The following is a 24614-nucleotide window of genomic DNA, read 5'->3' on the forward strand; positions in this document are numbered from 1 at the left end:
CGTATCGCACATGGATGAAGCCTATTTGTTCGCTTCTGGCAGGGTCAACGAGAGAGGAGAAAGTGGATTACGCACTGTGAGGGGGCTCACGCGCTCACGGGGCAGCGTGATCACGGGCCGACGTCGCTATCCGACGAGCCGCAGCGCCGTGTCGGCCCGCCCCAGGCGCACCGTCTGACCCCATGTCAACTCCAGTGCGTCCGACTCGATTCCGTCGCCGAAGGCCACCATGCGGTCCGACTCGACGGTGACCCGCAGGCGTTCGGCGCTCTCCAGCACCCCTTCCACCCGGCTCGTCCCGGTCGTGGGGGAGGGCCACGCCTCCCGTACGAACCAGATGAGCCGGGGATCGGCCGGACCGGGCAGCGCGAGCCCGCTGCCGCGCTGCTGCCAGAGCGAGCGCAGCCAGCCCGTGGCCCCGGTACCGGTGCCCACCAGCAGCCCGGAGGAGGCCTGGGGTTCGGGGGCGGAGTCCGGGTCGTCCGGGCCCAGACGGTAGCGGGCGGTCTGATGGCCGGGCGGACCCAGATAGATCTCGTTGAGCGCGAGCAGCCGCTGGGTGTCGTCCGCCACCGCCTCCACCATGGTGAGCTCGTCGGCGCGGCCGGTGGCGGCGGAGGCGAGCAACGCGGCCGCGTCGGACGGGCGGTGGCGGACCAGGACGCCCGGGTTGCGGCCCGGGTCGGTGTCGATGCCGATCACGGGCTGGCCCGCGAGGTACTTGGCCGCGTTGGCGACCAGCCCGTCCTGGCCGACGACGACGACCACGTCCTGCGGCGCGAACAGGAACCGGTCCAGGTCGGCGCGCTCCACCCGCGACTGCCGCCAGCGCAGCGGCACCGCCGCCGCCACCTCGGTGAGCGCCCGCCGGGCGCGGTGGTGGCGCTCGGCCACCTCGTCGAGGGAGCGCCCGCGCGAGGCGAGGAAGAAGGCGGCCTGCCCGTGCGTGCCGTGCCGGGCGAGCAACTCCTCGTACTCCGTGGTGCGGTGGACCAGCACCGCGCGCGGCGCGAGGCTCACCGCTCCTCACCGCCCGGGCGGGCCAGCTTGGCGAGCAGGCCGGTGAGCACGTCGGGGGAGAGGGTGAGGCTGTCGATCCGGGGCAGGTTCTCGGCCAGCCGGGTCGCGGTGAGCGCGTGGAGCGTCGCCGTGTCGGTGTCGGTGTGCACCCGCAGCCAGGCAGCCTGCGCCTGGGCACGCGCCTCGCCGGTGGTGCGGGCGGCCTCGGCCTCGGCGCGGGCGAGCCGGACCGTACGGGCGCCCTCGGCCTCGGCGCGTACCCCGTCGGCGGCGGCGTTCTCCTCGGCCTCGCGGCGGGCGTTGGTGCCGCGCTGCTCGACCAACTGCTCCTCCCGGCGGGCGAGTTCGATCTTGCTGGCCAGCTCGTTCTCGGCGATCGTGCGCTCGCGCTCGACGGCCACCGCCCGCCGCTCGTACGTCGCCCGGTCGGCCTCCTGCTGGATCTGCTCGCGGGCCGGCGTGCGCAGCGCCCGCTCCACCTCCGGCTCGGGGCGGATGGCGACCACGCGTACGGCCACCACCTCGATCCCGGTGGCGGGCAGCCGGGGCTCGGCCGCGAGACCGTCCGAGATCCGCTCGCGCACCGAGGCCACCCCGTCGACGAGGGCCGCCGCCAGCGGAGTGCGGGCGAGGACGTCGAGCGCGTGCTGCTGGGCGGTCTCGGTGAGCAGGGTGGACAGCTGTTCCAGCGGGGCGCCGCGCCAGACCCCGCTGTCGGGGTCGACGGAGAAGTCCAGCCGGGCCGCGGCGACGGCCGGGTCGCTGATCCGGTAGGTGACGGTGGCCTGCACGGTGACGTCCTGGAAGTCCGAGGTGCGGGCGTGGAAGGCCATCGCCAGCTCCCGGTCGTCGACCGGCACTTCGGAGAGCGCGGCGCTCAGCGGCCGGAACCAGAAGCTGAGCCCGGGCCCGTCGTGGACGAGCCGGCCGCGCTTGTGGTGGCGGATGTGGGAGGTGGGGGCGGAGCGCAGATGACGCAGGCCCAGTCTGCGGTTGATGTCGGCCATGGCGGCGGGACCTCCTCGTTTTCGTCACAGCGACGATATTGGGTCGCGCGAATATCGTCAAGGTGACGAAAGTGGGGAGCCGGCCGTACGGCTTTACTCGTCCGGTATGCGCGAAGCCGTTGACATGTACCGGCCGTGTCATGAATCTTGATGCTCGAAACCCAGCAGTTCCAAGCATGAACGCGCACGCACCGCATCCCTGTTGTTCGACAGCGGCTTCGGCGGCAGCTCGGAGACACCCCCGGGCGCGGCTCGGAAGCGGCTCGGTACGAACGGAGAACACTCCTTGCGGAATCTTCGACACCGTCCGGGGAGAGTGGCCGCCGCCGTGCTCGCGGCGGCCGCGCTGACCCTCACCGCCCTCACGGTCCCGGCCGCCTCGGCGGCCGACGCCGCCCCGCCCTCGGGCACGCTCGACGGCGCCTCCACGAGCGTCACCTGGCAGAGCCCGGTCTATCCCAAGGGCACGGTCGGCTCGCCCGACAAGTGCGGCACCCCCGCCGAGGACCCGGCCGACGCCGTCTGCGCCCGGTTCGACCTGACGGTGAACCCGCCCGCCGGTGAGTGGGACGACAACCCCGAGGGCGGGGTCCCCGTCTCCATCCAGTGGGAGAAACCCACCGACGACTTCGACCTCTACATCTACGACGCGGCGGGCAGGAAGGTCGCCGAGAGCGCCGGGACCGCCGACCCCGAGGCCACGGTCATCCCCAGGGCGTCGGGCACGTACCACGTGGTCGTCGTCCCCTACGACGTGCACGACAACTTCTTCACGGGCAAGGCCTATCTGCCCGAGGCGAGCGACGCCGGGAACCTCACGGGCTTCACCGGCGGGCAGGGCAGGTACGAGATCGCGGCGGGCGCGCTCACGGCGCGGGCCGAGTTCTTCGCCGACGACACCCTGCGCCTCCAGGCCTCGCCCGACGGCGTCCTCGCCGACCCGCCGGGAAGCCGCATGATCCAGCGGCAGCCGGAGCCGCGCCGGGCCACCACCTCCTTCGACGCGGGCGCCTACCACGGCATCCGCGCCGGGGGCACCGTCCTGCGCGTCTACAAGAAGCCCCTGCGGTTCGCCCTCTACAAGGCCGACAACCGCACCCCGATATGGCAGGAGGCCGACCCGCTGCGCTGGACCACCGGCGGCCTGCGCCAGAGCCTGACGCGCGGCGCCACCGAGCAGTTCTTCGGCGGCGGCGAGCAGAACGGCAGCTTCTCCCACCGCGACCAGGTCATGAACGTCGGCAACAACACCAACTGGAACGAGGGCGGTTACAACAACTCCCAGCCCTTCTACGTCTCCTCGGCGGGCTACGGCGTCTTCCGCCACACCTTCGCGCCCGGCGTCTACGACTTCGGCCCCCACGTCCGCACCGGCCAGCAGGAACGCCGCCTGGACGCCTACTACTTCACCGGTGACGTGAAGTCCGTGATCGGCAAGTACACCTCCCTGGTGGGCAAGCCGTTCATGCCTCCGGTGTACGGGCTCGAACCCGGCGACTCCGACTGCTATCTGCACAACGCCAACCGGGGCGAGCGGCACACCCTGGACGCGCTCAAGGTCGCTGATGGATACACGCAGAACCGGATGCCACTGGGCTGGATGCTCGTCAACGACGGCTACGGCTGCGGCTACGAGAACCTCGCCGAGACCGGCCAGGGCCTCAACGCCCACCACGCCCAGCTGGGCCTGTGGACCCAGGACGGCCTCGACAAGCTCGCCGAGCAGGTCAAGGCGGGCCAGCGCGTCGCCAAGCTCGACGTCGCCTGGGTCGGCAACGGCTACGGCTTCGCCCTGAACGCCTGCGACCAGGCGAAGGCCGGCATCGAGGACAACAGCGACGCCCGCGGCTTCGTCTGGCTGCCCGTCTCCTGGGCGGGCGCCCAGCGGTGCGGCGTGCTGTGGAGCGGCGACCAGAAGCTAAGCTGGGACTACATCCGCTGGCAGATCCCCACCTACGCGGGAGCCACCCTCTCGGGGATCGCCTACAACACCGGCGACGTGGGCAGCATCTACGCCCACGACCCGAAGATGTACGCCCGCGACCTCCAGTGGAAGGCGTTCCTGCCCGCCATCATGACCATGGACGGCTGGTCCAGCGACCTCACCACGCACCAGCCGCACGACCAGCAGCCCTGGCTCGACGGCGAGCCGTACACCTCCATCAACCGCAAGTACCTCCAGCTCAAGGAGCGGCTCATCCCGTACATGTACGGGCTCTCCCGGGAGGCGACGAAGACCGGTGTCGGCGCGGTCCGGCCGCTCTCCCTGGAGTACCCGGACGACCCGGACACGCTCGGCCCGAACGCGAAGTACGAGTTCCTGGCGGGCCCGGACTTCCTGGTCGCCCCGGTCTACAGCGACACCGAGGTGCGCGACGGGATCTATCTGCCCAAGGGCACCTGGACGGACTACTGGACGGGGAAGACCTACCGGGGCCCGACCACGGTCAACGGCTACAAGGCACCGCTCGTCACCCTTCCGCTGTTCGTGAAGGGCGGCTCCATCGTGCCGATGTGGCCCGAGGGCACGCTGTCCTGGCAGACCCGGGACAAGGGCGAGATGGACTACGACATCTACCCGCGGGCGGGCAGGTCCTCGTACACGCTGTACGAGGACGACGGCGTGACCCGCCGGTTCGCGCAAGGAGCCTCCGCCACCCAGAAGGTCCAGGTGCACGCGGGGGGCCGCGCCTCGGTCATCGAGGTCGGCCCCAGCGTGGGCACGTACACGGGCAAGCCCTCGGCGCGCGCGTACCGCTTCACGGTGCACGCCGCGTCCGCGCCCGCCGCGGTGGTCATGGGCGGCGAGCGGCTGCACCGCCACGGCTCGGCGCGGGAGTTGGCCGAGGCCGGCTCGGGGTGGTTCCACGACGCCCGGACCGGCGTGACGGAGGTGAGGACGGCCTCCGTCCCGACCGCCCACGGCTTCACGGTCACCCTCGTCTGACCCCACACGGACAGCGGGGCCGCACCGGGAATCCCGGTGCGGCCCCGCTGTCCGTCCGCGCTCTCAGACCGGTAGGCGCGCCGGTTCCGGGGCGCGCGGGGCCGGGACCTGCGGGGGCTCGGCGCCGGTCAGCATCAGCACGCCACGGGCGGCGACCGCCGCCGCCACCGCGGCCGTGAGCCAGCCGAGCGGGCCTCCGTGGAACCGCTCGCCCAGCAGCGCCACCCCGATCACGGCGGCCGCCGCCGGGTTGGCGAGGTTCACCACGGCGAGCGGCGCCGCGAGGCCGCCCCGGAACGCGGACTGCGAGAGCAGCAGCCCGCCCACGGCGAACGCCGCCACGAGCACGGCCAGCAGAGCCGTCTGCCACCAGGCGAGCGGGCCGCCCGGCAGCTCGCGGGCGAGCGAGGCGGTGACGGTCTGGGTGAGCGCGGAGCCCACACCGGAGGCGACACCCGAGGCGGTGGCGTGGCCGAGGCCGACGCGGCCGTGGCCCTCCCCGGCCCGGGAGGCCGCCGCGATCAGGAGCGCGGTGGCCGCCGCGACCGCGAGCGCCTCCCGCAGACTCAGCGCGTCCCCGGGCGAGGCGGGCCCGGTCACCGCGATCAGTCCGGCCAGCCCCGCCAGCGTCCAGGCGGCGCCGCGCCACTCGCGGCGGGTGACCCGGCGCCGCTGGTAGTACGCGCCGATGGGCAGCGCGGCGACGAGCGTGAGTGCGCCCAGCGGCTGCACCAGGGTGAGCGGGCCGTAGTGGAGCGCGGCGACGTGCATCAGGGCACCCGCCGCGTTGAGCCCGACGGCCCACCACCACTGGGGGCGGGCGAGCAGCGCGGCCAGTCCGCCGCCCCCGTCGGTGGAGGCCAGCCGGGACTGGGCGACGGCGGCGAGGGCGTACCCGGCGGCCGAGGCGAGCGAGAGCAGGACGGCGAGGACCGCGGACTCGTTCATCGCAGGGCCTCCGCGAGCACGGGCTCGTCGGCGGGGCGGGGGGTGCCCGTGCGCCCGGAGGTCAGGGCAGATTCCGGGGCACGGGCGGTTTCGGGGGCCACGGCGGGCCGGGGGGCGGGGGCACGGCGTACCCGCACGGCGAGGGTGCGTCCGGTGCGTACCGGCGCCGGCCGCGGCACCAGGTACAGGGCGGCGCCGAGCAGCGCGGTCGCGACGAGCGCGTCCAGCCAGTAGTGGTTGGCGGTGCCGACGATCACCAGCAGGGTGAGCACCGGGTGCAGCAGCCACAGCAGGCGCCACCGGCCGCGGGTCGCGGCGATCAGACCGATCGCCACCATCAGCGCCCAGCCGAAGTGCAGCGACGGCATCGCCGCGAACTGGTTGGCCATGGTGTCGGTGTCCGGTGTCGCCGCGTACACCGACGGTCCGTACACCTGCGCGGTGTCGACGAGCCCGGCCGCCGCCAGCATCCGGGGCGGCGCCAGCGGCACCAGGATGTGCAGGGCGAGCGCGGCCGTGGTCACCAGGGCCAGGACCCGGCGGGACCAGAGGTAGTGGGCGGGCCGGCGGACGTACAGCCAGACCAGGAAGGCGACCGTCGCGGGGAAGTGGACGGTGGCGTAGAAGGTGTTGGCGACGTGGATCACAGTGTCGTCGTGGAGCAGCAGGCGCTGCACCGCGCCCTCGCCGGGCAGATGGAGCGCGCGCTCCCAGTCCCAGACGCGGTCGGCGTTGTCGAAGGCGCGTGTCTCGTAACCGTTGGCCACCTGGCGGCCGAACTTGTACACGAGGAAGAGCGCGGTCACGAGCAGCAGCTCGCGCACCAGGGGCGGCCGGAGGGTACCGGTCGTCTCCGGTCCGGTGGGACGCCGGGTCCCTGGACGTATACCGGCAGTCATTCTCCGGCCCCTCTGAGACGAGAATTCGAGCAGAAATCGGACAAGCAAACGTAGGAAGGCTAGATCGGATTTCATCGAGACGCAAACGTCTCGATACGTTTGCGTCTCGGAGGGGCGGGGCTTACCCTCGTACCAGCAGGAGCCCTGCCCCACGCACCGGAGGGACACGATGTCCACGCAGGCCGCGACGGCCGCCGCACGCCGCAGCAAGATCAGCCCCGAGCGGGAGCTGGAGCTGTACGAGGCGGTGCTGGACCTGCTGCGCGAGGGCGGCTACGACGCCGTGACCATGGAGGGCGTCGCCGCGCGCACCAAGTGCGGCAAGGCCACGCTCTACCGCCAGTGGAAGTCCAAGCCGGTCCTGGTCACCGCGGCGCTCGGCGCGAGCCGCTGCTCGTTCTTCACCGGGATCGACACGGGCACCCTGGCCGGCGACCTGCGCGAGGCGGCCCGCGCCGCGTCACGCGGCAAGGGCCGCGACGCCGAGCTGATGGAGGCCGTGGGCCAGGCCTATGTGATGCACCCCGATCTGCGCGAGGCGCTGCGCGAGACCGTACTGAACCCGGAGATCGCGGCGCTGGACGCGATGCTGCGGCGCGGGGTGGAGCGCGGCGAGGTGGCCGCGGACAACCGCGCGATCGACTTCGTGGCGCCCGCGTTCATGGGCGTCCTGCGGGTGGAACGCCTCTTCGAGGACCGGTTCACCGGCGAGGACACGCTGCTCGACTTCCTGGAAGCGGTCCTGCTGCCGGCGCTCGGCCTGGACTGACGCTCCGTCAACTCGGCCGGTTTCCCAAGGGGTTGGCGGACCCGTCCTTCCCCGGTGCACGGGCTCGAAAGCCCTCCGTCGCCCGCGACCGCCCAGCCACCCGCCCGAGGCCCCGAACCCGGACGGTCTTGCTCAGACCGCCAGCACCCTGACCCCCGCGTCGGTGAACCGCGCGACCGTTTCCGCGGAGACACCCGCGTCGGTTACCAGCGTGCCCACCTGGTCGGTCGCGCAGATCCGCGCGAATGTCCGCCGCCCCAGCTTCGTGGAGTCGGCGGCGACCACGACCCGCTCGGCCCGCTCGCACAGCAGCCGGTTGATCCCCGCCTCGTCCTCGTCGTGGGCGGTCGCCCCGTGCGCCACGTCGAACGCGCCGACCCCGAGCACCGCCACGTCCATGGTGATCTGGTTCAGTACGCCCCCGGCCAGCGGGCCCGTGAGTTCGTACGACTGCGGCCGGGCCACCCCGCCGGTCACCACGATCTTGAACTGCGGCCGTACCGCCAGCTCGTTGGCGATGTTCAGCGCGTTGGTCACGATCGTCAACGCCGGTGAGCCGGAGGCGAGTTCCGGCCGCACGGCGAGGGCCCGCGCCACCTCCGTGGTCGTCGTGCCACCGGTGAGCCCCACCGCCTCGCCGGGCGCGACCAGATCCGCCACGGCCTTCGCGATGCGCTGCTTCTCCGAGGCCCGCCGGGCGGTCTTGTAGCGCAGCGGCAGTTCGTAACTGACCCCGTGGACGACCGCGCCCCCGCGCGTACGCACCAGCATCTGCTGCTCGGCGAGCTGGTCGAAGTCGCGGCGGATGGTCGCGGCCGAGACGCCGAGCACCGTCGCCGCCTCCTCGACGTCGAGGCGGCCCTGCTCCACGAGCAGTTCGAGCAGTGCCTGCCAGCGGGCGTCGCGCGACATCCGGATCCTCTTCTCTCCTGTGCTCTCCCCCACCGACCTGTGACTTTAACCCACGCTCGAATGCTTGATTGTGCTCGAAAGCTAGCTATATTTTGCAGAAACATGCATCCGGAAACATGCATCGACGGATCCAGAGGGAGTGGGAGCCCGGCATGAGCCACGTCGAGAACGAACTGAGCAGCCAGCCCGAGTGCTGGAAGCGCGCCGCCGAGCTGGCGGTGCACCGCAAGGACGCCCTCCCCGCGCCGGGCGAGCGGGTCGCGATCGTCGGCTGCGGCACCTCGCTCTTCATGGCCCAGGCCGCCGCCGCCCTGCGCGAGGGCGCGGGCCAGGGCGAGACCGACGCCTTCGCCGCCTCCGAGTACCCGGCGGGCCGCTCCTACGACCGGGTGGTCGCCCTCACCCGCTCCGGCACCACCACCGAGGTCCTCGAACTCCTCACCCGGGTGCGCGGCGGCGCCCGCACCACCGCGATCACCGCCGACCCGGAGACGCCGGTGATGCGGGCCGCCGACGACCTCGTGGTCCTGGAGTTCGCGGACGAGGAGTCCGTGGTGCAGACCCGCTTCGCCACCACCGCCCTCACCCTGCTCCGCGCCCACCTCGGCCTCCCCACCGAGCAGGCCGTCGCCGACGCCCGCACCGCGCTGGCCGAGCCGCTGCCCGAAGGGCTCGTCGGCCGGAGCCAGTTCACGTTCCTCGGGCGCGGGTGGACCGTCGGGCTCGCCCAAGAGGCCGCGCTGAAGATGCGCGAGGCCTCGCTGTCGTGGACCGAGGCCTACCCCGCGATGGAGTACCGCCACGGTCCGATCAGCATCTCCACCGCCACCACCGCCACCTGGATGTTCGGCGAGGCCCCGGACGGCCTCGCCGACCAGGTGCGGGCCACCGGCGCCCAGTGGGTGGCCGGGCACCTCGACCCGCTGGCCGAACTCGTCCGGGCGCAGCGGCTCGCGGTCGCCGTCGCCGCCGCCCGGGGCCTGGACCCGGACCGCCCGCGCCACCTCACCCGCTCGGTGATCCTCGACGGCTCCTGACCCGGGCCCGACAACGCCACGAGCACGAGGACACCACAGGACAGGGGAAGCACGATGCCACTCGCCCGGACCGGGGCACTGGTCGCCGAAGCCGCCGCCAAGCGCGGCGCCGTCGCCGCCTTCAACATCATCACGCTGGAGCACGCCGAGGCCGTCATCGCCGGCGCCGAGGCCGCGCACTCGCCGGTCGTCCTCCAGATCAGCGAGAACGCGGTGACATACCGCTACGGCCGGGTGCTGCCGCTCGCCCGGGCCGCCGTCGCCGCCGCCGAGGCCGCCGCCGTACCGGTGGCGCTCCACCTCGACCACGTCAAACGCGACGACCTGCTGCGGCAGGCGGCCGACGCCGGGTTCAGCTCGGTGATGTACGACGGCGGCCATCTGCCGTACGAGCAGAACCTCGCCGCGACGCGTGCCGCCGCTGATTGGGCGCACACCCAGGGGCTGTGGATCGAGGCCGAGCTGGGGGAGGTCGGCGGCAAGAACGGCCGGCCGCCGCTGGACGCGCACGCGCCCGGCGCCCGGACCGACCCCGGGGAGGCGCGCGCCTTCGTCGCGGAGTCCGGGGTGGACGCGCTCGCCGTCGCCATCGGCAACACCCACGCCATGACCACCCGCACGGCCGCGCTCGACCACGCGCTGCTCGCCCGCCTCGACGCGGCGCTGCACGTCCCGCTGGTGCTCCACGGCTCCTCGGGCGTCCCCGACGAGGAGCTGACGGCGGCGGTCGCCGGCGGTATGTCGAAGATCAACATCGGTACGGCGCTGAACATCGCCATGACCGACGCGATCCGCGCCTATCTCGCCGCCCATCCCGAGGCGGTCGACGCCCGCGGCTATCTCACCGTCGGGCGGCAGGCGATGGTGCAGACGGTCACCCGGCTGATCGGGGTGCTGACCACGGAGGGGTGAGGCGGGGGGCCGGGACGGGGCGGGGCGAAGCGGGCTTGCCCCGGGGTGCGGACCCCGCCGCCCCGCCCCCGGACATGTCCGCCCCTACCGGTGCTCTTCCCCTACCGGTGCTCTTCCGCCGGAGAGCCGCTTCGTACACGATGAGCCTGTGGACAGGCATGAGCACGCACGGCTCGACGCGCTCCAGCGCGACCCCTATCCGCACTACGCGCGCGCCCGCCGCGCCGAGGGCCTGACCTTCGTCCCCGAACTGGACGCCTGGCTGGTGGCGCGCGACGCCGACGTACGCGAGGTACTGCGCCGCCCCGAGGCGTTCTCCTCGGCGAACGCGCTGCGCCCCGACGTCATCCCCGGCCCCGCCGTCCTCGCCGAACTCGGCTCCGGCTTCGGCGGCCGCCCGGTCGTCGTCACCTCCGACGGCCCCCAGCACCACCGGCTGCGCGCCCCCATCGTCCACGGCCTGTCGGCCGCCCGGGTCGCCGCCGTGCTGCCGTACGCCACCGAGCGCGCCACTGCCCTGGTGGAGTCGTTCGCGGGGCGGGGGCGGGTGGAGCTGATGGGGGAGTACGCGACGCTGCTGCCCGGGGACGTCGTCGGACGGCTGATCGGCCTGGACCCGGCGGATGTGCCGGTGGCGGTACACGGCGGCAACCGGGCCGAGGAACTGCTGTTCCGGCCGCTGGAGGAGCCGGAGCAGATCGCCGCGGCGCGGGACGTGGTGACGATGCAGCAACTGCTCGACACGTATCTGCGCGCGAGACGGGCCCGGCCGCGCGACGACCTGTGCACGGCGCTGCTCACCGCGCTCGCGCCCGGCACGGGTGAACTGACCCTGGAGGAGCGCCACGAAATGGTGGCCCACCTCCAGAACTTCCTCCTCGCCGGGCATCTGACGACGAGCGCGCAGATCGGCACGACGGTGCTGCACCTGCTGCGCCATCGCGCGCAGTGGGAGCTGCTCTGCGAGAAGCCGGAGCTGATTCCGGCGGCGGTGGAGGAGGCGGCGCGGTACGACTCCGCCCTTCAGGGGTTCCGGCGCATCACGACGCGGCCGGTGCTGCTGTCCGGGACGGAGCTGCCCACGGGCGCGGCCGTCTTCGTGGCCTTCGGCTCGGCGAACCGGGACGCGCGGCGCCACGAGCGCCCCGACGTCTTCGACATCACCCGCCCGGCCTCCCGCCACCTCGCGTTCGGCCACGGGGCCCACAGCTGCCCGGGCGCGCAGCTGGCGCGCGAGCAACTCCGCATCACCATCCAACTGCTGACCAGCCGCTTCCCCACCCTGCGCCTGGCGTCCCCGGACGCACCGGTACGGATGAGACCAACGCTGATCCACCGGTCACCGGAGGTGCTGGAGCTGGCGTGGTGAGGGGTGTTGTGGGCGGTCTTTCGTCTGCGGGTGGGGGGTCGGCCGGTCGCGCGGTTCCCCGCGCCCCTTCGAGCCGGGCCTCGTGCCCCTGAGGGGGACGGTGTGGCGGGGGAACAGGGGCCGAAGGCCCCGTTCCTTCAGGTGCGCGGGGAACTGCGCGACCAGCCCCCACCGGCCCGCGGGAGAGGACGAAAGCGGGGCCCCGGGGCCGCGGGCCACCGCGCCGGGGCCCGGGGACCTCGCCCCCGCCCACCCGCCTCCGGAGGATTCAGGGAAGGGGCGGGGCGCGGGGAACTATCCTCGGCCCATGCCCACCCCCGCCAACCCCCTGCCCCCCCACACCCTGATCCTCGCCGGCACCACCGAAGCCCGCGAGCTCGCCGCCGCCCTCGACGCCGTCGGCATCCGCGTCACCACCTCCCTCGCCGGACGCGTCGGCACCCCCCGCGCGCTCCCGGGCGAGCTCCGCGTGGGAGGGTTCGGCGGCGCCGAGGGGCTCGCGGCGTGGATGCGGGAGCACCACGTCACCGCGCTCCTCGACGCCACCCACCCCTTCGCCCACCGCATCAGCGAGAACGCCGCCGACGCCGCCCGCCGCACCGGCACCCCGCTCATCGCCCTGCGCCGCCCCGGCTGGGCCCCGGGCCCGGGCGACCGCTGGCACAGCGTGCGCACCCTCGACGAGGCCGCCGCCCTGCTGCCCTCGCTCGGCCGCCGGGTGTTCCTCACCACCGGCCGCCTCGGCCTCGCCGCCTTCGTACCCGTCGGCGACAGCGGTCCCGACCCGCTCTGGTTCCTCGTCCGGTCCGTGGAGCTTCCGGACCCGCCGACCCCCCGCCACTGCCAAGTCCTCCTCGACCGGGGCCCGTTCACCCTCGACGGGGAGCGGCGGCTGCTGCGGGAGCACCGCGTCGACGTGCTCGTCACCAAGGACAGCGGCGGCCCCGCCACCGCCGCCAAACTCACCGCCGCCCGCGAACTCGGCCTGCCGGTCGTCGTGGTGCGGCGCCCCGAGCCGCCCGCGGGGGTCACCACCGTCCCGGACGTGGACAGCGTCCTCGCGCTGCTCAGTTCCGCCGCAGCAGATACGTGTCCATGATCCAGCCCTTGCGCTCCCGGGCCCGCGCCCGCAGCTCCTCGATACGGCCGGAGACCTCCGACAGGCGCCCCTGAACCAGGATCTCGTCCGGCGTGCCGACGTAGGCGCCCCAGTAGATGTACGCGTCCTGGTCGAGGTGGCGGGTGAACGCCTGGCGTGCGTCGAGCATCACCACCACGTCGTCCACCCCCTCCGGCCAGCCCTCCGCGAACCGCCGCCCGGTGGTGATCTGCACGGGCCTCGCCACCCGGTTCAGCCCCGTACGGTGCTTGGCCAGGAGCGCCGAGACGCTGCTGATGCCCGGCACCACCTCATGGTCGAACTCCACCGTGCCCCGCTCCAGGATCTCCTCCAGGATGCCGAGCGTGGAGTCGTACAGCGCCGGGTCGCCCCACACCAGGAACGCCCCGCACTCGTCCTCGGCCAGATCGTCCACGATGAACCGCTCGTAGAGGTCGGCCCGGCGGCGCCGCCAGTCGTCGACGGCCGGTGAGTAGTTTGACGTCCCGCGGTCGCGCTCCGGGTCGCGCGCCTCGACCAGGCGGTACGGGCGCCCGCCGGCATGCGCGTCGAGAATGTCCCGGCGCAGCCCGGTCAGATCGGACTTCTCCTCGCCCTTCTCCATGATGAAGAAGGCATCCGCCTTGTTCAGCGCCTTGACGGCCTGGAGCGTCAGATGGTCGGGGTCGCCCGCCCCGATGCCGATCACATAGATCTTTCTCACGGCCCCGAGTCTGCCGCATCCGTACCACGGCGCGAACAGCGAGGCCTGTCGGGACGGGGGAGCACCGCCTATCCTCCGACCATGCGTGTCGCACTCTTCGTCACCTGCGTCAATGACGCGGTGTACCCGGCCACGGGCATCGCGACGGTGAGGCTCCTCGAACGCCTCGGCGTGGAGGTCGACTTCCCGGCCGGCCAGACGTGCTGCGGCCAGGCCCAGTTCAACACCGGCTACCGCCGTGAGACCGAGCCGCTGGTGCGCAGGATGGGCGCGGTGTTCGAGGGGTACGACCATGTGGTCACCCCGTCCGGTTCCTGCGCGGCGATGGTCCGCGACAACTACCCCCGCCTGGCCCGCCGGGCCGCCGCCGAGGGCCGGGGCACCGAGCTCGGCGGGATCGCCCGGTCGCTGGTCCCGAGGATGTACGAGCTGTCGGAGTTCCTGGTCGACGTCCTCGGCGTCACGGACGTCGGCGCGTACTTCCCGTACACCGTCACGTATCACCCCTCCTGTCATGGTCTGCGCGTGCTGGGACTCGGGGACCGGCCGCGCCGGCTCCTGGACGCCGTCAAGGGACTTGAACTGCGGGAACTCCCCGGCGCCGAGGAGTGCTGCGGCTTCGGCGGCACCTTCGCCCTCAAGAACCCGGACGTGTCGGCGGCCATGGGCACCGACAAGGCGGACAGCGCGCTCGCCACCGGCGCCGAGGTGCTCTGCGGCGCCGACAGCTCCTGTCTGATGCACCTCGGCGGCATCCTGCGCCGCCGGGGCGACCCCCTGCGGGCCCTGCACCTCGCCGAGATCCTGGCCAGTACGGAAGCGGAGCCCTACGTATGAGCGGCACCTTCGTCGGCATGCCCGCCTTCCCCGCGGCGGCCAGGGACGCGGTCCGCGACCCCGTCCTGCGCGCCAACCTCCGCCACGCCACCCACACCATCCGCGACAAGCGCGCCGCGGCCGTCGCCGAGCTGGCCGACTGGCAGGAGCTGCGCGAGGCGGGCCGGCGGATCAAGGACCACACCCTGCGCCACCTCGACCGGTACCTGGTGCGGCTGGAGGAGTCCGTCGTCCGCGCCGGGGGCACCGTCCACTGGGCGGCCGACGCCGACGAGGCCAACCGCATCGTCGCGGACCTGGTCAAGGCCACCGGCGAGCGCGAGGTCGTCAAGGTCAAGTCGATGGCCACCCAAGAGATCGGCCTCAACGAGGCGCTGGCCGCCGAGGGCATCTCCGCGTACGAGACCGACCTCGCCGAACTGATCGTGCAGCTCGGCCACGACCGGCCGTCCCACATCCTCGTCCCCGCCATCCACCGCAACCGGGGCGAGATCCGCGACATCTTCCGCGAGGAGATGGGAAAGTGGGGCCGCGCCGCCCCGGAGGGCCTGAGCGACAGCCCCGCCGAGCTGGCCGAGGCGGCCCGGCTGCATCTGCGGGAGAAGTTCCTGCGCGCCAGGGTCGGGATCTCCGGCGCCAACTTCATGGTGGCCGAGACCGGCACCCTGGTCGTCCTGGAGTCCGAGGGCAACGGCCGGATGTGCCTGACCCTGCCCGAGACGCTGATCTCCGTCGTCGGCATCGAGAAGGTCATCCCCACCTGGCGGGACCTGGAGGTCTTCCTCCAGACGCTGCCGCGCTCCTCCACGGCCGAGCGGATGAACCCGTACACCACCATGTGGACGGGCACCACCGACGGCGACGGCCCCTCCGCCTTCCACCTCGTCCTGCTGGACAACGGCCGCACCGACGCCCTCGCCGACGAGGTGGGCCGCCAGGCGCTGCGCTGCATCCGCTGCTCGGCCTGCCTCAATGTCTGCCCGGTGTACGAACGGGCCGGCGGCCACGCGTACGGCTCGGTCTACCCGGGCCCCATCGGCGCCATCCTCAGCCCCCAACTGCGGGGCACGGCCAGCGAGATCGACGCCTCGCTGCCGTACGCCTCCTCGCTCTGCGGGGCGTGCTACGAGGTGTGCCCGGTCGCCATCGACATCCCCGAGGTGCTCGTGCGACTGCGCGAGCGCGTCGCGGACGCGGGCGGCAGGGGCCACCGGCTGGAGAAGGCGGCATGGAAGGCGGCGAGTTGGGCCATGGACCGGCCGGCCGTGATGGCGGCGGCCGAGCGGGCGGCGACCCGGACCCGCAGGGTGCACCCGGCCAACCCGCCCGGCGCCGGAGCGTGGACGGCGAGCCGCGCCCTGCCCGAGATGCCGCCGGAACCGTTCCGCGACTGGTGGAAGAAGAGGAACCGATGAACTCCCGCGACCGCGTCCTGGCCCGCGTCCGCGCCGCCGTGGCCGACGCCCCCGAGGCGCCGGAGCCCGCCCGCGACTACCTCACCAGCCACACCCCGGACGACGACCCCGGCGCCCTCGTCGACCTGCTGCACGCGAACCTGGCCGACTACCGGGCGCTCGTCCACCGCACGGACGCCGAGGGCCTGCCGGCGCTGCTGGCGCGGCTGCTCGCCGAGCGCGGCGCGGCGACGGTCCTGGCGCCTCCCGGACTGCCCCCGAGCTGGCTGAGCGCGGCCGGGGCCGTCCAGGTGCGGGACCGGGCCGCGTCCACCCCGGCCGAACTCGACGCGGTGGACAGCGTGGTGACCGGCTGCGCGCTCGCCATCGCCGAGACCGGCACCCTCGTCCTGGACGGCTCCCCGGACCAGGGCAGGCGCCGGATCACCCTCGTCCCGGACCACCACATCTGCGTGGTCCGCGTGCCGGACCAGGTGGTGGCGTCGGTCCCGCGGGCGATGGGGCGGCTCGCACCGACGCGCCCGCTGACCTGGATCTCCGGGCCGTCCGCGACGAGCGACATCGAGCTGGACCGGGTGGAGGGCGTGCACGGCCCGCGCACGCTGGAGGTGGTGCTCGTCGGCGGGTGACGCCCCTGGCGTCGGCGGGCCGGCCGGGACGCCTCGGCCGCCGTGCTCCCCCCCCTGGCGTCAGCGGGTCAGCCTTGGCGCCTCGGCCGCCGCGTCCACCGGGCCAGCCAGGCGGCCGGCCAGCGCCCGGGCCCACGCCACGAGCCCGGCCCGGTCGATTCCGTACAGCGGTGTCCCCGCGTACCGCCCCAGCGAGTCCGCGCCCCGCGCGAGCAGCGCGGCGCCGCCCCTGGCGTTGCCGCGCGCCGCGTGCGTGAGTCCCACGGCGAGCTGGGCGAGCCCCCGCCACAGGTCGCGCTCGCTCTCCGGCCCCGCCTTCCAGGCGTCCTCGAACACCTCGTGCGCGTGGAACGGCATCCCCGCGTCGAGCAGCCGCTGCGCCTGAGCCACGGTCTCGCCCGGGGTGCGCGCCACGCCCTCCGGCTGCCGCTCCACTCCGGGCGAGCCGTACGGCAGGGGGCGCCCCAGCCCGTCCCTGGGCCGGGCGTTGCGCGCCCGCCCCTCGGCGTCCCGGTCCCGGCGCGAAGAAGTCTCCATGCGCCCATTGTCCCCCGCCGTCGCTCCCCGTACCGGAACACCGCCCTGAGTGAGGTATGGTTCTCATGCACGACCGGCCGGGGGAAACCCCAGGTCAGACGGGCACCGGGACGTGGCGCAGCTTGGTAGCGCACTTGACTGGGGGTCAAGGGGTCGCAGGTTCAAATCCTGTCGTCCCGACTTGCGAGAACGCGAGTCAGAGGCCGTATCGGAAACATCCGATACGGCCTTCCGGCATTTTTGGGGCCGTTGGGCGCCCCGTCACGGTCACCCGGGGCCGAGAAGATGCCGCCACCCGGTCGTTCCGCCCCTTCGCGGCGGGGTTTTTCCGGTAGGACGCGCGGCCCCGATAGGGGGCCCAATTCCCAGGGCTAGGGGTGGTTTAGGGGAATGACTGTGCCCGGCGGGCGTGAGTAATGTTCGCCGTAATTCGGTAAACGGAAAAGGGTGCAGAAGTGGCTAACTTTGACCAGGAATTGAGTCTGCCGGCCTGGCCGCAGTACGGCGACGAGGAGCGCGAGGGACTCATCCGCGCCCTGGAGCAGGGCCAGTGGTGGCGCATGGGCGGCAGCGAGGTCGACACCTTCGAGGCCGAGTTCGCCGCCTACCACGGCGCTCCCTACGCCCTCGCGGTGACCACCGGCACGCACGCGCTGGAGCTGGCCCTCGAAGTGATGGGGATCAAGCCGGGCGACGAGGTCATCGTCCCCGCCTTCACCTTCATCTCCTCCTCGCAGGCCGTGCAGCGCTTCGGCGCGGTCGCCGTTCCGGTCGACGTCGACCTCGACACCTACAACATCGACCCCGCCGCCGCGGCCGCCGCCGTCACCGACCGGACCCGGGCGATCATGCCCGTCCACATGGCGGGCGTCGTCGCCGACATGGACGCCCTCGGCAAGATCGCCGCCGACGCCGGCATCCAACTGGTCCAGGACGCCGCGCACGCGCACGGCGCCGGCTGGAAGGGCAACCGGATCGGCGAGCTCGGCTCGATCGCCGCCATGAGCTTCCAGAACGGCAAGCTCATGACCGCGGGCGAGGGCGGCGCCGTACTCTTCCCCGACCGCGAGTCCTACGAGCTCGGCTTCCTGCGGCACAGCTGCGGCCGCCCGCGCGGTGACCGCACGTACCGGCACGCCACCTCCGGCTCCAACTTCCGGATGAACGAGTTCTCGGCGAGCGTGCTCCGCGCCCAGCTGAGCCGGCTCGACGCGCAGATCGACACCCGCGAGGAGCGCTGGCCGCTGCTGTCCCGGCTGCTCGCCGAGGCCGGTGTGGTGCCCCAGGGCGACGACGAGCGCGTCGACCGCCACCCGCACTACATGGCGATGTTCCGGGTCCCGGGGATCACCGAGGACCAGCGCAACGCGCTCGTCGACGACCTGATCGCCCTCGGTCTGCCCGCCTTCGCCTCGTTCCGCGCGATCTATCGCACCAACGCGTTCTGGGAGCACTCGGCTCCCGAGGAGACGGTGGAGCAGATAGCCGCCCGCTGCCCCAACAGCGAGCTGATCAACGCGGAGAGCATCTGGCTCCACCACCGCACCCTGCTGGGCACCGAGGAGCAGATGCACCAGGTGGCCGAGCGCGTCGCCGCCGCCGTGGCCGCCCGGTGAGCGAGTCCGCCCCGCCGATACCGGTGGCCGTCGTCGGCCTCGGGTGGGCGGCCAGGGAGATCTGGCTGCCCCGGCTGCGACGGCACCCCCGCTTCACCGTCGCCGCCGTCGTCGACCCGGTCGCCGAGGCCCGCGCCCGGGTCGCCGAACTGGCCCCGGGCGCACGGGCCGTGGCGTCCATCGAGGACATCGACCCGGCCGAGGCCCGCCTCGTGGTCGTCGCCGTACCCAACCACCTGCACGCCGCCATCGGCGTCGGCCTGCTGGAGCGCGGGCACACCGTCTTCATCGAGAAGCCGGTCTGCCTCAGCTCCGAGGAGGCGCTCCGGCTCGTCGAGGCCGAGGCCGCCGGGGACGGGGTGCTGCTCGCGGGCAGCGCCGCCCGCGGGCGCGCCGACGTACGCGCCCTGTACGAGGCCGTGCGCGGCCTCGGCGCCATCCGGCACATCGACGCCTCCTGGGTCCGCTCGCGCGGCGTGCCCGGCGCGGGCGGCTGGTTCACCAACGGCGAGCTCGCGGGCGGCGGCGCCCTGCTGGACCTCGGCTGGCACCTGCTCGACGTGGTCGGCCCCCTGACGGGCGACGCCGACGCCGAGCAGGTCGTCGGCGCCGTGTCGGCGGACTTCCTCGCGGACGCCCGGGCAGCGGCCGGGTGGCGCGGCGACACGGACACCGGACGGGCGGCCGGCGTCGACGTCGAGGACACCGCCCGCGGCTTCCTGGTGTACGACAACCGGATCTCGCTCGCGCTGCGCGCGAGCTGGGCCTCGCACGAGGAGTTCGACACCACAACCGTCACCGTCGAGGGCACGGCCGGAACCGCCACGCTGCGCTGCACCTTCGGCTTCAGCCCCCGCCGCTCCGGCGTCTCCCGGCTCCTGCTCACCCGGTCCGGCGAGACCACCGCGGTGCCGTTCGCCGAGGAACCCATCGGTACCGAGTACGACCGCCAGCTCGACGACATCGCGGACCGGCTCGCCGCCCCCGACAGCAAGGGCCGGGCGGCCCGGGAGGCCCGGCGCACCGTCGGTGTGATCGAGCGTCTCTACCGCTCGGCGGGCTCACCGCGCCACAGCGCGGAGCCCGCCGCCGCGACGCGGGTCACGCGGTGACACCGCACCCGATCCGTACCGGCACAGCCACAGCTCAGGAGTTCTGATGAAGATCGACATCGCTTCTCTGGCACGCGAAGGCCGGCCGACCGCCGTCGTCTTCGACCTGGACGGCGTGCTCGTCGACAGCTTCGACGTGATGCGCGAGGCGTTCCGCGTCGCCTACCGCGAAACCGTCGGCGACGGTCCGGCCCCGTTCGAGGAGTACAGCCGTCACCTCGGCCGGTACTTCCCGGACATCATGCGGACCATGGGCCTGCCCCTGGCCATGCAGGAGCCCTTCGTGAGGGAGAGCTACCGCCTGGAGGGGAAGGTCCGGCTCTTCGACGGCGTCCGGGAGCTGCTCGCCGAGCTGACCGCGGGAGGCGTCCGCCTCGCCGTGGCCACCGGCAAGAGCGGCGACCGGGCCCGTTCCCTGCTGCGGCGGCTCGACGTGATCGACCACTTCGAGTACGTCATCGGCGGCGACGAGGCACCCCGCGCCAAGCCCGCGCCGGACATGGTGCTCAAGGCGCTGCGCCTGCTCGGGGTGGGCCCGCACGAGGCCGTGATGGTCGGTGACGCGGTGACGGATCTGATCAGCGCCCGGGGCGCCGGCGTCTCGGCCGTCGCCGCGCTGTGGGGGGAGACCGAGGAGAAGGAGCTGCTCGCCATGCTGCCCGACGCGGTGCTGCGCGAGCCGGCCGAACTGCTCGACCTGGTCCACGTACGCGTCGCCATCTGAGCCTGTCTTCGCACCCCCGCCGTCCGCCCGGAGGGCGGGGTGCGAAGACAGGCTCCGCCCCCACGGGGAAGGGCCCGGAACGCTTCGGCGTTCCGGGCCCTTCCCCGTATTCCCCGGGGGGTTACGCCGCCACCGGGGCCTCGCCCAGCACCAGCTGGTACGCGGTCGGCGCGTCGCGGTGGTCCGGGCCGGTCAGCGCGGAGCGCAGCGCGCGGGCGGCCGAGGCCGCGGCCTCGGGGCCGATGCCCAGCCGGGTGTGGACCTCGTGGGCGTGGTCGAACAGCTCGTAGTTGAGGGTCGGGGTGGTCCGTACGGTGTGCCGCAGGTCCTGCGCGTACCGGGCCCACACCGGGCGCAGCACGGGGTCGAGGGCGGTGGAGGCGGTGGTCGCGAAGAGGGCCTGCGCCTCCTTGCCCGCCCGCTTGTGCAGGTCGCGGCGGGCCGTCGGAGCCAGGGTGCGGCTCCAGTGCTGCCAGCCGAGGAAGAGGAAGGGCAGCCGGTCCCGCTCGGGCAGCAGCTCGGTGAGCAGCCGCAGGTGCAGGGAGGCGACGGAGAACTCGTCGGCGGGGGCGAGCCGCTCGCCGCCGAGCAGGCCGAGGGCCAGATCGCCGGTCAGGATCGACAGCGCCGGGGGGCCCGCGGCCGCGCGCTCGGGCGTGCGGGCCACGTCGACGGCGAGGCCGAGCCGCGCCGAGTCACGGGTGAGCCGCCGCTCCAGCGCGTCGACGGCCTCGGGCACGGCCTCGAAACGCACCTCGATGCCGGCGGGCTGCTGCCCGGCGGCATCGACGTGGTGGAAGCGCCACCGGCCCGAGCGGTCGGCGGCGCGCAGTTGCTCCACGAGGCCGGGAACGAGGTCGGAGACGAACAGCCCGACCGGGTCGCCGGCCGCGCGGTGGCCCGTCGCGGGCAGCGGGCGGATGGACAACGAATGATGCGTCATCGCGGGAATTCCTCGCGCTTCTGGGGGCGGAATGAGGGAATGGCTCGTCACGGACCCTAGGCTTCGTTCTCCACCCCCCGACACCCTTGGAATCCCCTTATTCCGAAGGTGAATCCCCCCGGTCCGGAACGAGCCGGAAGAATTCCCGGTACGCGTCGAGCTGGTGGTCCAGCATGTGCGTTCCCGGGTGGGCGAGGCGGCCCAGGAGCGCCGCCCGCTCCAGGAGGGCGGTGCGCGGCGGCTTCATGATGATGTCGGCGACCACGGCGCCGGCCGGCAGCCCGCCCGGCTCGAACGGCAGCGGATCGTCCGGCCGCATGCCCAGCGGGGTCGCGTTCACCGCCAGATCGGCGTCGGCCAGCCGGGGCGCCGCCGTGGCTCCGGCCCGGCCGGGCCAGTGCGCTTCCAGCCGGGCCAGGAGCGCGTCCACGCGCGCGGTGTCGGGGTCGGCGACGGACAGGCGCGCGACCCCGGCGGAGAGGAGGGCCGCCGCGATCGCGCTGCCCGCGCCGCCGGCGCCCACCAGGGCGACGCGCCGGCCCGCCGGTTCGTGTCCGGCCGCCCGCAGGCCACCGACGAAGCCGGTGCCGTCGAAGTTCTCCGCGTACCAGGTGCCGTCCGGTTCGCGGCGCATCGCGTTGGTGCTGCCCGCGACCGCCGCCGCGGTGCTCACCCGGTCGGCGAGCGCCAGGGCGGCGGCCTTGTGCGGCACGGTGAAGAGCATCCCGTCGAGGTTGCCGATCGCCTTCAGGCCTTGGACGACCCGGGTGAGGTCCGCCGCGGCCGCCCGCACCGGCACCAGGACCGCGTCGGTGCCCAGCCGTGCGAAGAGCGCGTTGAGCAGTGCGGGGGCGCGGACCTGGGCCACCGGGTCGCCGAGGACGGCGTAGAGCCGGGTGGTCCCGGAGACGGCGGGGGCGCTTGCCGGACCGGACGTGCGGGACGTGGTCATGCCGCCAGCAACTCCCCGACCGTGAGGGCGAGTTCGATGGACTGACGGGTGTTCAGGCGCGGGTCGCAGAGGGTCTCGTAGCGGGCCACGAGATCGTCGTCGGAGAGCTCCTGGAGGCCCCCGAGGCATTCGGTGACGTCCTCGCCGCTCGACTCGACGTGCAGCCCGCCCGGCCAGGTGCCCAGCTCCCGGTGGACCTCGAAGAAGCCGCGCACCTCGTCGAGGATGTGGTCGAGCCGCCGGGTCTTGTAACCGCTGGGCGACTCCTGGGTGTTGCCGTGCATGGGGTCGCACTGCCAGACCACCGGGTGGCCCTCGGCCGTGATCCGCTCCACGATCGGCGGCAGCGCCTCGCGGATCCTGCCGTGCCCCATCCGGGTGATGAAGGTGAGGCGGCCGGGGGTGCGGTCCGGGTCGAGGCGGCGCGCGTACTCCACGGCCTCGTCCGGGGTGACGTTGGGGCCGATCTTGACGCCGACCGGGTTGTCGATCAGCTCGGCCAGCGCGATATGGGCGTGGTCGAGCTGCCGGGTGCGCTCGCCGATCCACAGGAAGTGGCCGGAGCCGCCGTAGAGCCCGGGGGTGCGGCTGCCCGGCGGCCGCTCGCGCAGCAGCGCCTGCTCGTAGGGGAGGACCAGGGCCTCGTGGCTGACGAAGAGTTCGTGGCCGTCGTGGGCCGAGCCCCGTACGACGCTCATCGCGGCGGACGCGTGGGCGTGGGCCCGTACCAGCCGCTCGGGGTCGGGGACGCGGGCGGCCAGGTCCGGCTCGAAGGAGTTGACCATGTCGCCCCGGTAGGCGGGCAGTCCGAGCGCGTCGGTGTCCGAGGAGCGCGGCTTGGCGTACTGCCCCGCCATGCGGCCGACCAGCACCACGGGCGTGCCCGCCGTGCGGGTCAGGGCCGCGCCCATCGTCACCAGGCAGCGGACGGTGGCCCGCAGCCGGGCCTCGGTACTCGCCGCGAAGCTCTCCGCGCAGTCCCCGCCCTGGAGCAGGAACGCCTCGCCGCGCGAGACCGCCGCGAGGCGCTCGCGCAGCCGGTCGACCTCCGCGGGGGCGACGATCGCCGGCGCCTCGCGCAGCCGCTCGACCACGGAGGCCACGTGGTCCTGATCCGGCCAGCCCGGCTGTTGCAGCGCGGGCTTGGCGAGCGCTTCGGCGAGGGCCGGCCGGCGCCCGCCCTGTGCGGGCCCGAAGGGGCCCGGCCCGGCAAGGGCCGTCGTAGTGGCGGTCACGCCGACTCCCAGTGGTTCCTCGATGTCCGACTCAAGCTGACAGCCAGATTGTTTCGGCGCCCGGGGCCGCGAGGTACCCCACTTCGCCCCCTAACCGCCTCGTGGACGGCCGGGGAAGGCGGCCGCGCGGGGCAGGGTGGGACCATGACACGCACCATGACATCCGACGAAGCCCAGAACTGGATACGCCCCTTCGGCCCCGCGGGCACGGCCGACGACTCCGTCCCGAGGCTGGTCTGCCTGCCCCACGCCGGCGGCTCCGCCAGCTTCTACCGGCCGCTCGCCGAGGCGCTGGGGGAGCGCGTGCCCACCCTCGGGGTGCAGTACCCGGGCCGCCAGGACCGCTACCGGGAGCCGGTGATCAGCGATCTCAGGGAGCTGGCCGGGGAGGTCTTCACGGCGCTGCGGACGCTCAAGCCGGGGCCGGTGGCGCTCTTCGGGCACAGCATGGGCGCCGTCGTGGGGTACGAGGTGGCGCTGCTGATGCGGCGCGCGGGGCTGCCCGGGCCGGTGCGGCTGTTCGCCTCCGGGCGCCGGGCCCCGTCCCGCTACCGCTTCGAGAACGTCTGGCGGCGCGACGACGCCGGGATCGGGGCGGAGCTGCGGCGGCTGGCCGGCACGCACGCCGAACTGCTCGCCGACCCCGAGGTGGTGGAGCTCGTCCTGCCCGCCGTACGCGGCGACTACCGCGCCATCGAGAACTACCGGCACGACCCCGCCGAACGGCTGGGGTGCCCGCTGTCGGTGCTCACCGGCGACGCCGATCCGATGGTGAGCGCCGACGAGGCCGAGGACTGGCGCGGCCACACCGAGGGCCCGTTCTCCGTGCGGACCTTCACCGGCGCGCACTTCTACCTGCTCGACCACATCGCGTCGATCGCGGGTGCCGTCGAGGCGGACCTCGCCGCCGACCGGGTGGCGGGCGCGGTCTGAGCGGAACGCCGGACGCCCGTCGTCCGGGGCCGTGCGGG

General features: G+C 73.6%; 23 protein-coding genes and 1 tRNA gene. 14 read left to right on the top strand and 10 right to left on the bottom strand.

Going from position 1 to position 24614, the window contains the following annotated elements; all coding sequences use genetic code 11:
* Nucleotides 1-126 precede the first annotated feature (126 nt).
* A complete protein-coding gene (locus ABZ404_RS12430; protein WP_358990363.1) occupies nucleotides 127-1020 on the bottom strand; it encodes a hypothetical protein in 894 nt (297 codons plus the stop codon).
* Nucleotides 1017-2027, bottom strand: coding sequence for an SPFH domain-containing protein (locus ABZ404_RS12435; protein ID WP_358837628.1), 1011 nt, complete (start codon nucleotides 2025-2027; stop codon nucleotides 1017-1019). Before ABZ404_RS12435 ends, ABZ404_RS12430 begins: the two co-directional genes overlap by 4 nt.
* A 316-nt stretch (nucleotides 2028-2343) precedes the next feature.
* Between ABZ404_RS12435 and ABZ404_RS12440 the strand changes: the two genes are divergently transcribed.
* A complete protein-coding gene (locus ABZ404_RS12440) occupies nucleotides 2344-4974 on the top strand; it encodes a TIM-barrel domain-containing protein (RefSeq protein WP_358990366.1) in 2631 nt (876 codons plus the stop codon).
* 63 nt (nucleotides 4975-5037) lie between these two features.
* Here the strand turns inward: ABZ404_RS12440 and ABZ404_RS12445 are convergent, their stop codons facing one another.
* The gene (locus tag ABZ404_RS12445) at nucleotides 5038-5922 is read right to left on the bottom strand and encodes a DMT family transporter (RefSeq protein WP_358835319.1); all 885 of its coding nucleotides are present in this window, start codon (nucleotides 5920-5922) and stop codon (nucleotides 5038-5040) included.
* On the bottom strand, nucleotides 5919-6821 hold the full coding sequence (locus tag ABZ404_RS12450) for a phosphatase PAP2 family protein (protein WP_358835318.1): 903 nt from the start codon (nucleotides 6819-6821) through the stop codon (nucleotides 5919-5921). The genes ABZ404_RS12445 and ABZ404_RS12450 overlap by 4 nt, the downstream gene beginning before the upstream one ends.
* 169 nt (nucleotides 6822-6990) lie before the next feature.
* Between ABZ404_RS12450 and ABZ404_RS12455 the strand changes: the two genes are divergently transcribed.
* Nucleotides 6991-7590 carry a TetR/AcrR family transcriptional regulator gene (locus ABZ404_RS12455; RefSeq protein WP_358835317.1) on the top strand — a complete coding sequence of 200 codons (600 nt, stop codon included), beginning with the start codon at nucleotides 6991-6993 and terminating at the stop codon, nucleotides 7588-7590.
* Between the two features lie 132 nt (nucleotides 7591-7722).
* Here ABZ404_RS12455 and ABZ404_RS12460 read toward each other — a convergent pair whose 3' ends face one another.
* Nucleotides 7723-8502 (bottom strand): DeoR/GlpR family DNA-binding transcription regulator, encoded by a 780-nt coding sequence (locus ABZ404_RS12460; protein ID WP_358835316.1) that lies wholly within the window; start codon nucleotides 8500-8502, stop codon nucleotides 7723-7725.
* Between the two features lie 152 nt (nucleotides 8503-8654).
* On the opposite strand from ABZ404_RS12460, the gene ABZ404_RS12465 reads away from it, so the two are divergent.
* The 4 genes from ABZ404_RS12465 (at nucleotide 8655) to ABZ404_RS12480 (ending at nucleotide 12919) form a co-directional block, all read left to right on the top strand.
* Nucleotides 8655-9539: a sugar isomerase gene (locus tag ABZ404_RS12465; protein ID WP_358835315.1), complete on the top strand. Its 885-nt coding sequence runs from the start codon at nucleotides 8655-8657 to the stop codon at nucleotides 9537-9539.
* Nucleotides 9540-9593: 54 nt separating this feature from the next.
* Nucleotides 9594-10451: a ketose-bisphosphate aldolase gene (locus ABZ404_RS12470; protein ID WP_358835314.1), complete on the top strand. Its 858-nt coding sequence runs from the start codon at nucleotides 9594-9596 to the stop codon at nucleotides 10449-10451.
* Between the two features lie 148 nt (nucleotides 10452-10599).
* Nucleotides 10600-11820, top strand: a complete 1221-nt coding sequence (locus ABZ404_RS12475; RefSeq protein WP_358835313.1) for a cytochrome P450 — start codon at nucleotides 10600-10602, stop codon at nucleotides 11818-11820.
* A 328-nt stretch (nucleotides 11821-12148) separates the two neighbouring features.
* Complete coding sequence (locus ABZ404_RS12480; protein WP_358835320.1) at nucleotides 12149-12919, top strand: cobalt-precorrin-6A reductase; 771 nt, start codon at nucleotides 12149-12151, stop codon at nucleotides 12917-12919.
* On the opposite strand, the gene cobF is transcribed toward ABZ404_RS12480, so the two are convergent.
* Nucleotides 12888-13643, bottom strand: a complete 756-nt coding sequence (cobF, locus tag ABZ404_RS12485; RefSeq protein ID WP_358835312.1) for a precorrin-6A synthase (deacetylating) — start codon at nucleotides 13641-13643, stop codon at nucleotides 12888-12890. The genes ABZ404_RS12480 and cobF overlap by 32 nt on opposite strands.
* 81 nt (nucleotides 13644-13724) lie before the next feature.
* Between cobF and ABZ404_RS12490 the strand changes: the two genes are divergently transcribed.
* The 3 genes from ABZ404_RS12490 to ABZ404_RS12500 are packed head-to-tail and all read left to right on the top strand — an operon-like array spanning nucleotide 13725 to nucleotide 16524.
* Nucleotides 13725-14480, top strand: coding sequence for a (Fe-S)-binding protein (locus ABZ404_RS12490; protein WP_358835311.1), 756 nt, complete (start codon nucleotides 13725-13727; stop codon nucleotides 14478-14480).
* On the top strand, nucleotides 14477-15895 hold the full coding sequence (locus ABZ404_RS12495) for a LutB/LldF family L-lactate oxidation iron-sulfur protein (RefSeq protein ID WP_358835310.1): 1419 nt from the start codon (nucleotides 14477-14479) through the stop codon (nucleotides 15893-15895). The genes ABZ404_RS12490 and ABZ404_RS12495 overlap by 4 nt, the downstream gene beginning before the upstream one ends.
* Nucleotides 15892-16524 carry an LUD domain-containing protein gene (locus ABZ404_RS12500; protein WP_358835309.1) on the top strand — a complete coding sequence of 211 codons (633 nt, stop codon included), beginning with the start codon at nucleotides 15892-15894 and terminating at the stop codon, nucleotides 16522-16524. The genes ABZ404_RS12495 and ABZ404_RS12500 overlap by 4 nt, the downstream gene beginning before the upstream one ends.
* Before the next feature lie 60 nt (nucleotides 16525-16584).
* On the opposite strand, the gene ABZ404_RS12505 is transcribed toward ABZ404_RS12500, so the two are convergent.
* A complete protein-coding gene (locus tag ABZ404_RS12505) occupies nucleotides 16585-17061 on the bottom strand; it encodes a DUF309 domain-containing protein (protein ID WP_358835308.1) in 477 nt (158 codons plus the stop codon).
* Nucleotides 17062-17167: 106 nt separating this feature from the next.
* Here ABZ404_RS12505 and ABZ404_RS12510 point away from each other — a divergent pair.
* From ABZ404_RS12510 to ABZ404_RS12525, 4 genes are all read left to right on the top strand, one after another.
* Nucleotides 17168-17241 (top strand) — tRNA-Pro (locus ABZ404_RS12510).
* Between the two features lie 275 nt (nucleotides 17242-17516).
* The gene (locus tag ABZ404_RS12515; protein WP_358835307.1) at nucleotides 17517-18677 is read left to right on the top strand and encodes a DegT/DnrJ/EryC1/StrS family aminotransferase; all 1161 of its coding nucleotides are present in this window, start codon (nucleotides 17517-17519) and stop codon (nucleotides 18675-18677) included.
* The gene (locus ABZ404_RS12520; RefSeq protein WP_358835306.1) at nucleotides 18674-19789 is read left to right on the top strand and encodes a Gfo/Idh/MocA family oxidoreductase; all 1116 of its coding nucleotides are present in this window, start codon (nucleotides 18674-18676) and stop codon (nucleotides 19787-19789) included. The genes ABZ404_RS12515 and ABZ404_RS12520 overlap by 4 nt, the downstream gene beginning before the upstream one ends.
* Nucleotides 19790-19835: 46 nt before the next feature.
* Nucleotides 19836-20513 carry an HAD-IA family hydrolase gene (locus ABZ404_RS12525; RefSeq protein ID WP_358835305.1) on the top strand — a complete coding sequence of 226 codons (678 nt, stop codon included), beginning with the start codon at nucleotides 19836-19838 and terminating at the stop codon, nucleotides 20511-20513.
* 121 nt (nucleotides 20514-20634) lie between these two features.
* Here ABZ404_RS12525 and ABZ404_RS12530 read toward each other — a convergent pair whose 3' ends face one another.
* The 3 genes from ABZ404_RS12530 to ABZ404_RS12540 form a co-directional block, all read right to left on the bottom strand.
* Nucleotides 20635-21456, bottom strand: a complete 822-nt coding sequence (locus tag ABZ404_RS12530; protein WP_358990369.1) for a hypothetical protein — start codon at nucleotides 21454-21456, stop codon at nucleotides 20635-20637.
* 97 nt (nucleotides 21457-21553) lie between these two features.
* Nucleotides 21554-22408 (bottom strand): shikimate dehydrogenase, encoded by an 855-nt coding sequence (locus ABZ404_RS12535; protein ID WP_358835688.1) that lies wholly within the window; start codon nucleotides 22406-22408, stop codon nucleotides 21554-21556.
* A complete protein-coding gene (locus ABZ404_RS12540; RefSeq protein WP_358835695.1) occupies nucleotides 22405-23544 on the bottom strand; it encodes a 3-deoxy-7-phosphoheptulonate synthase class II in 1140 nt (379 codons plus the stop codon). Before ABZ404_RS12540 ends, ABZ404_RS12535 begins: the two co-directional genes overlap by 4 nt.
* 255 nt (nucleotides 23545-23799) lie before the next feature.
* On the opposite strand from ABZ404_RS12540, the gene ABZ404_RS12545 reads away from it, so the two are divergent.
* Nucleotides 23800-24576, top strand: a complete 777-nt coding sequence (locus ABZ404_RS12545; RefSeq protein WP_358835689.1) for an alpha/beta fold hydrolase — start codon at nucleotides 23800-23802, stop codon at nucleotides 24574-24576.
* Nucleotides 24577-24614 lie beyond the last annotated feature (38 nt).

It is taken from the genome of Streptomyces sp. NPDC005878, assembly GCF_040629815.1.
Lineage (GTDB): Bacteria > Actinomycetota > Actinomycetes > Streptomycetales > Streptomycetaceae > Streptomyces.

Excerpts from the sequence above, each read along its gene's own strand:
- ABZ404_RS12435 (WP_358837628.1), bottom strand. The coding sequence starts at position 2,027 with ATGGCCGACATCAACCGCAGACTGGGCCTGCGTCATCTGCGCTCCGCC.
- ABZ404_RS12445 (WP_358835319.1), bottom strand. The coding sequence starts at position 5,922 with ATGAACGAGTCCGCGGTCCTCGCCGTCCTGCTCTCGCTCGCCTCGGCC.
- ABZ404_RS12450 (WP_358835318.1), bottom strand. The coding sequence starts at position 6,821 with ATGACTGCCGGTATACGTCCAGGGACCCGGCGTCCCACCGGACCGGAG.
- ABZ404_RS12455 (WP_358835317.1), top strand. The coding sequence starts at position 6,991 with ATGTCCACGCAGGCCGCGACGGCCGCCGCACGCCGCAGCAAGATCAGC.
- ABZ404_RS12460 (WP_358835316.1), bottom strand. The coding sequence starts at position 8,502 with ATGTCGCGCGACGCCCGCTGGCAGGCACTGCTCGAACTGCTCGTGGAG.
- ABZ404_RS12465 (WP_358835315.1), top strand. The coding sequence starts at position 8,655 with ATGAGCCACGTCGAGAACGAACTGAGCAGCCAGCCCGAGTGCTGGAAG.
- ABZ404_RS12470 (WP_358835314.1), top strand. The coding sequence starts at position 9,594 with ATGCCACTCGCCCGGACCGGGGCACTGGTCGCCGAAGCCGCCGCCAAG.
- ABZ404_RS12490 (WP_358835311.1), top strand. The coding sequence starts at position 13,725 with ATGCGTGTCGCACTCTTCGTCACCTGCGTCAATGACGCGGTGTACCCG.
- ABZ404_RS12495 (WP_358835310.1), top strand. The coding sequence starts at position 14,477 with ATGAGCGGCACCTTCGTCGGCATGCCCGCCTTCCCCGCGGCGGCCAGG.
- ABZ404_RS12500 (WP_358835309.1), top strand. The coding sequence starts at position 15,892 with ATGAACTCCCGCGACCGCGTCCTGGCCCGCGTCCGCGCCGCCGTGGCC.
- ABZ404_RS12505 (WP_358835308.1), bottom strand. The coding sequence starts at position 17,061 with ATGGAGACTTCTTCGCGCCGGGACCGGGACGCCGAGGGGCGGGCGCGC.
- ABZ404_RS12525 (WP_358835305.1), top strand. The coding sequence starts at position 19,836 with ATGAAGATCGACATCGCTTCTCTGGCACGCGAAGGCCGGCCGACCGCC.
- ABZ404_RS12530 (WP_358990369.1), bottom strand. The coding sequence starts at position 21,456 with ATGACGCATCATTCGTTGTCCATCCGCCCGCTGCCCGCGACGGGCCAC.
- ABZ404_RS12535 (WP_358835688.1), bottom strand. The coding sequence starts at position 22,408 with ATGACCACGTCCCGCACGTCCGGTCCGGCAAGCGCCCCCGCCGTCTCC.
- ABZ404_RS12545 (WP_358835689.1), top strand. The coding sequence starts at position 23,800 with ATGACATCCGACGAAGCCCAGAACTGGATACGCCCCTTCGGCCCCGCG.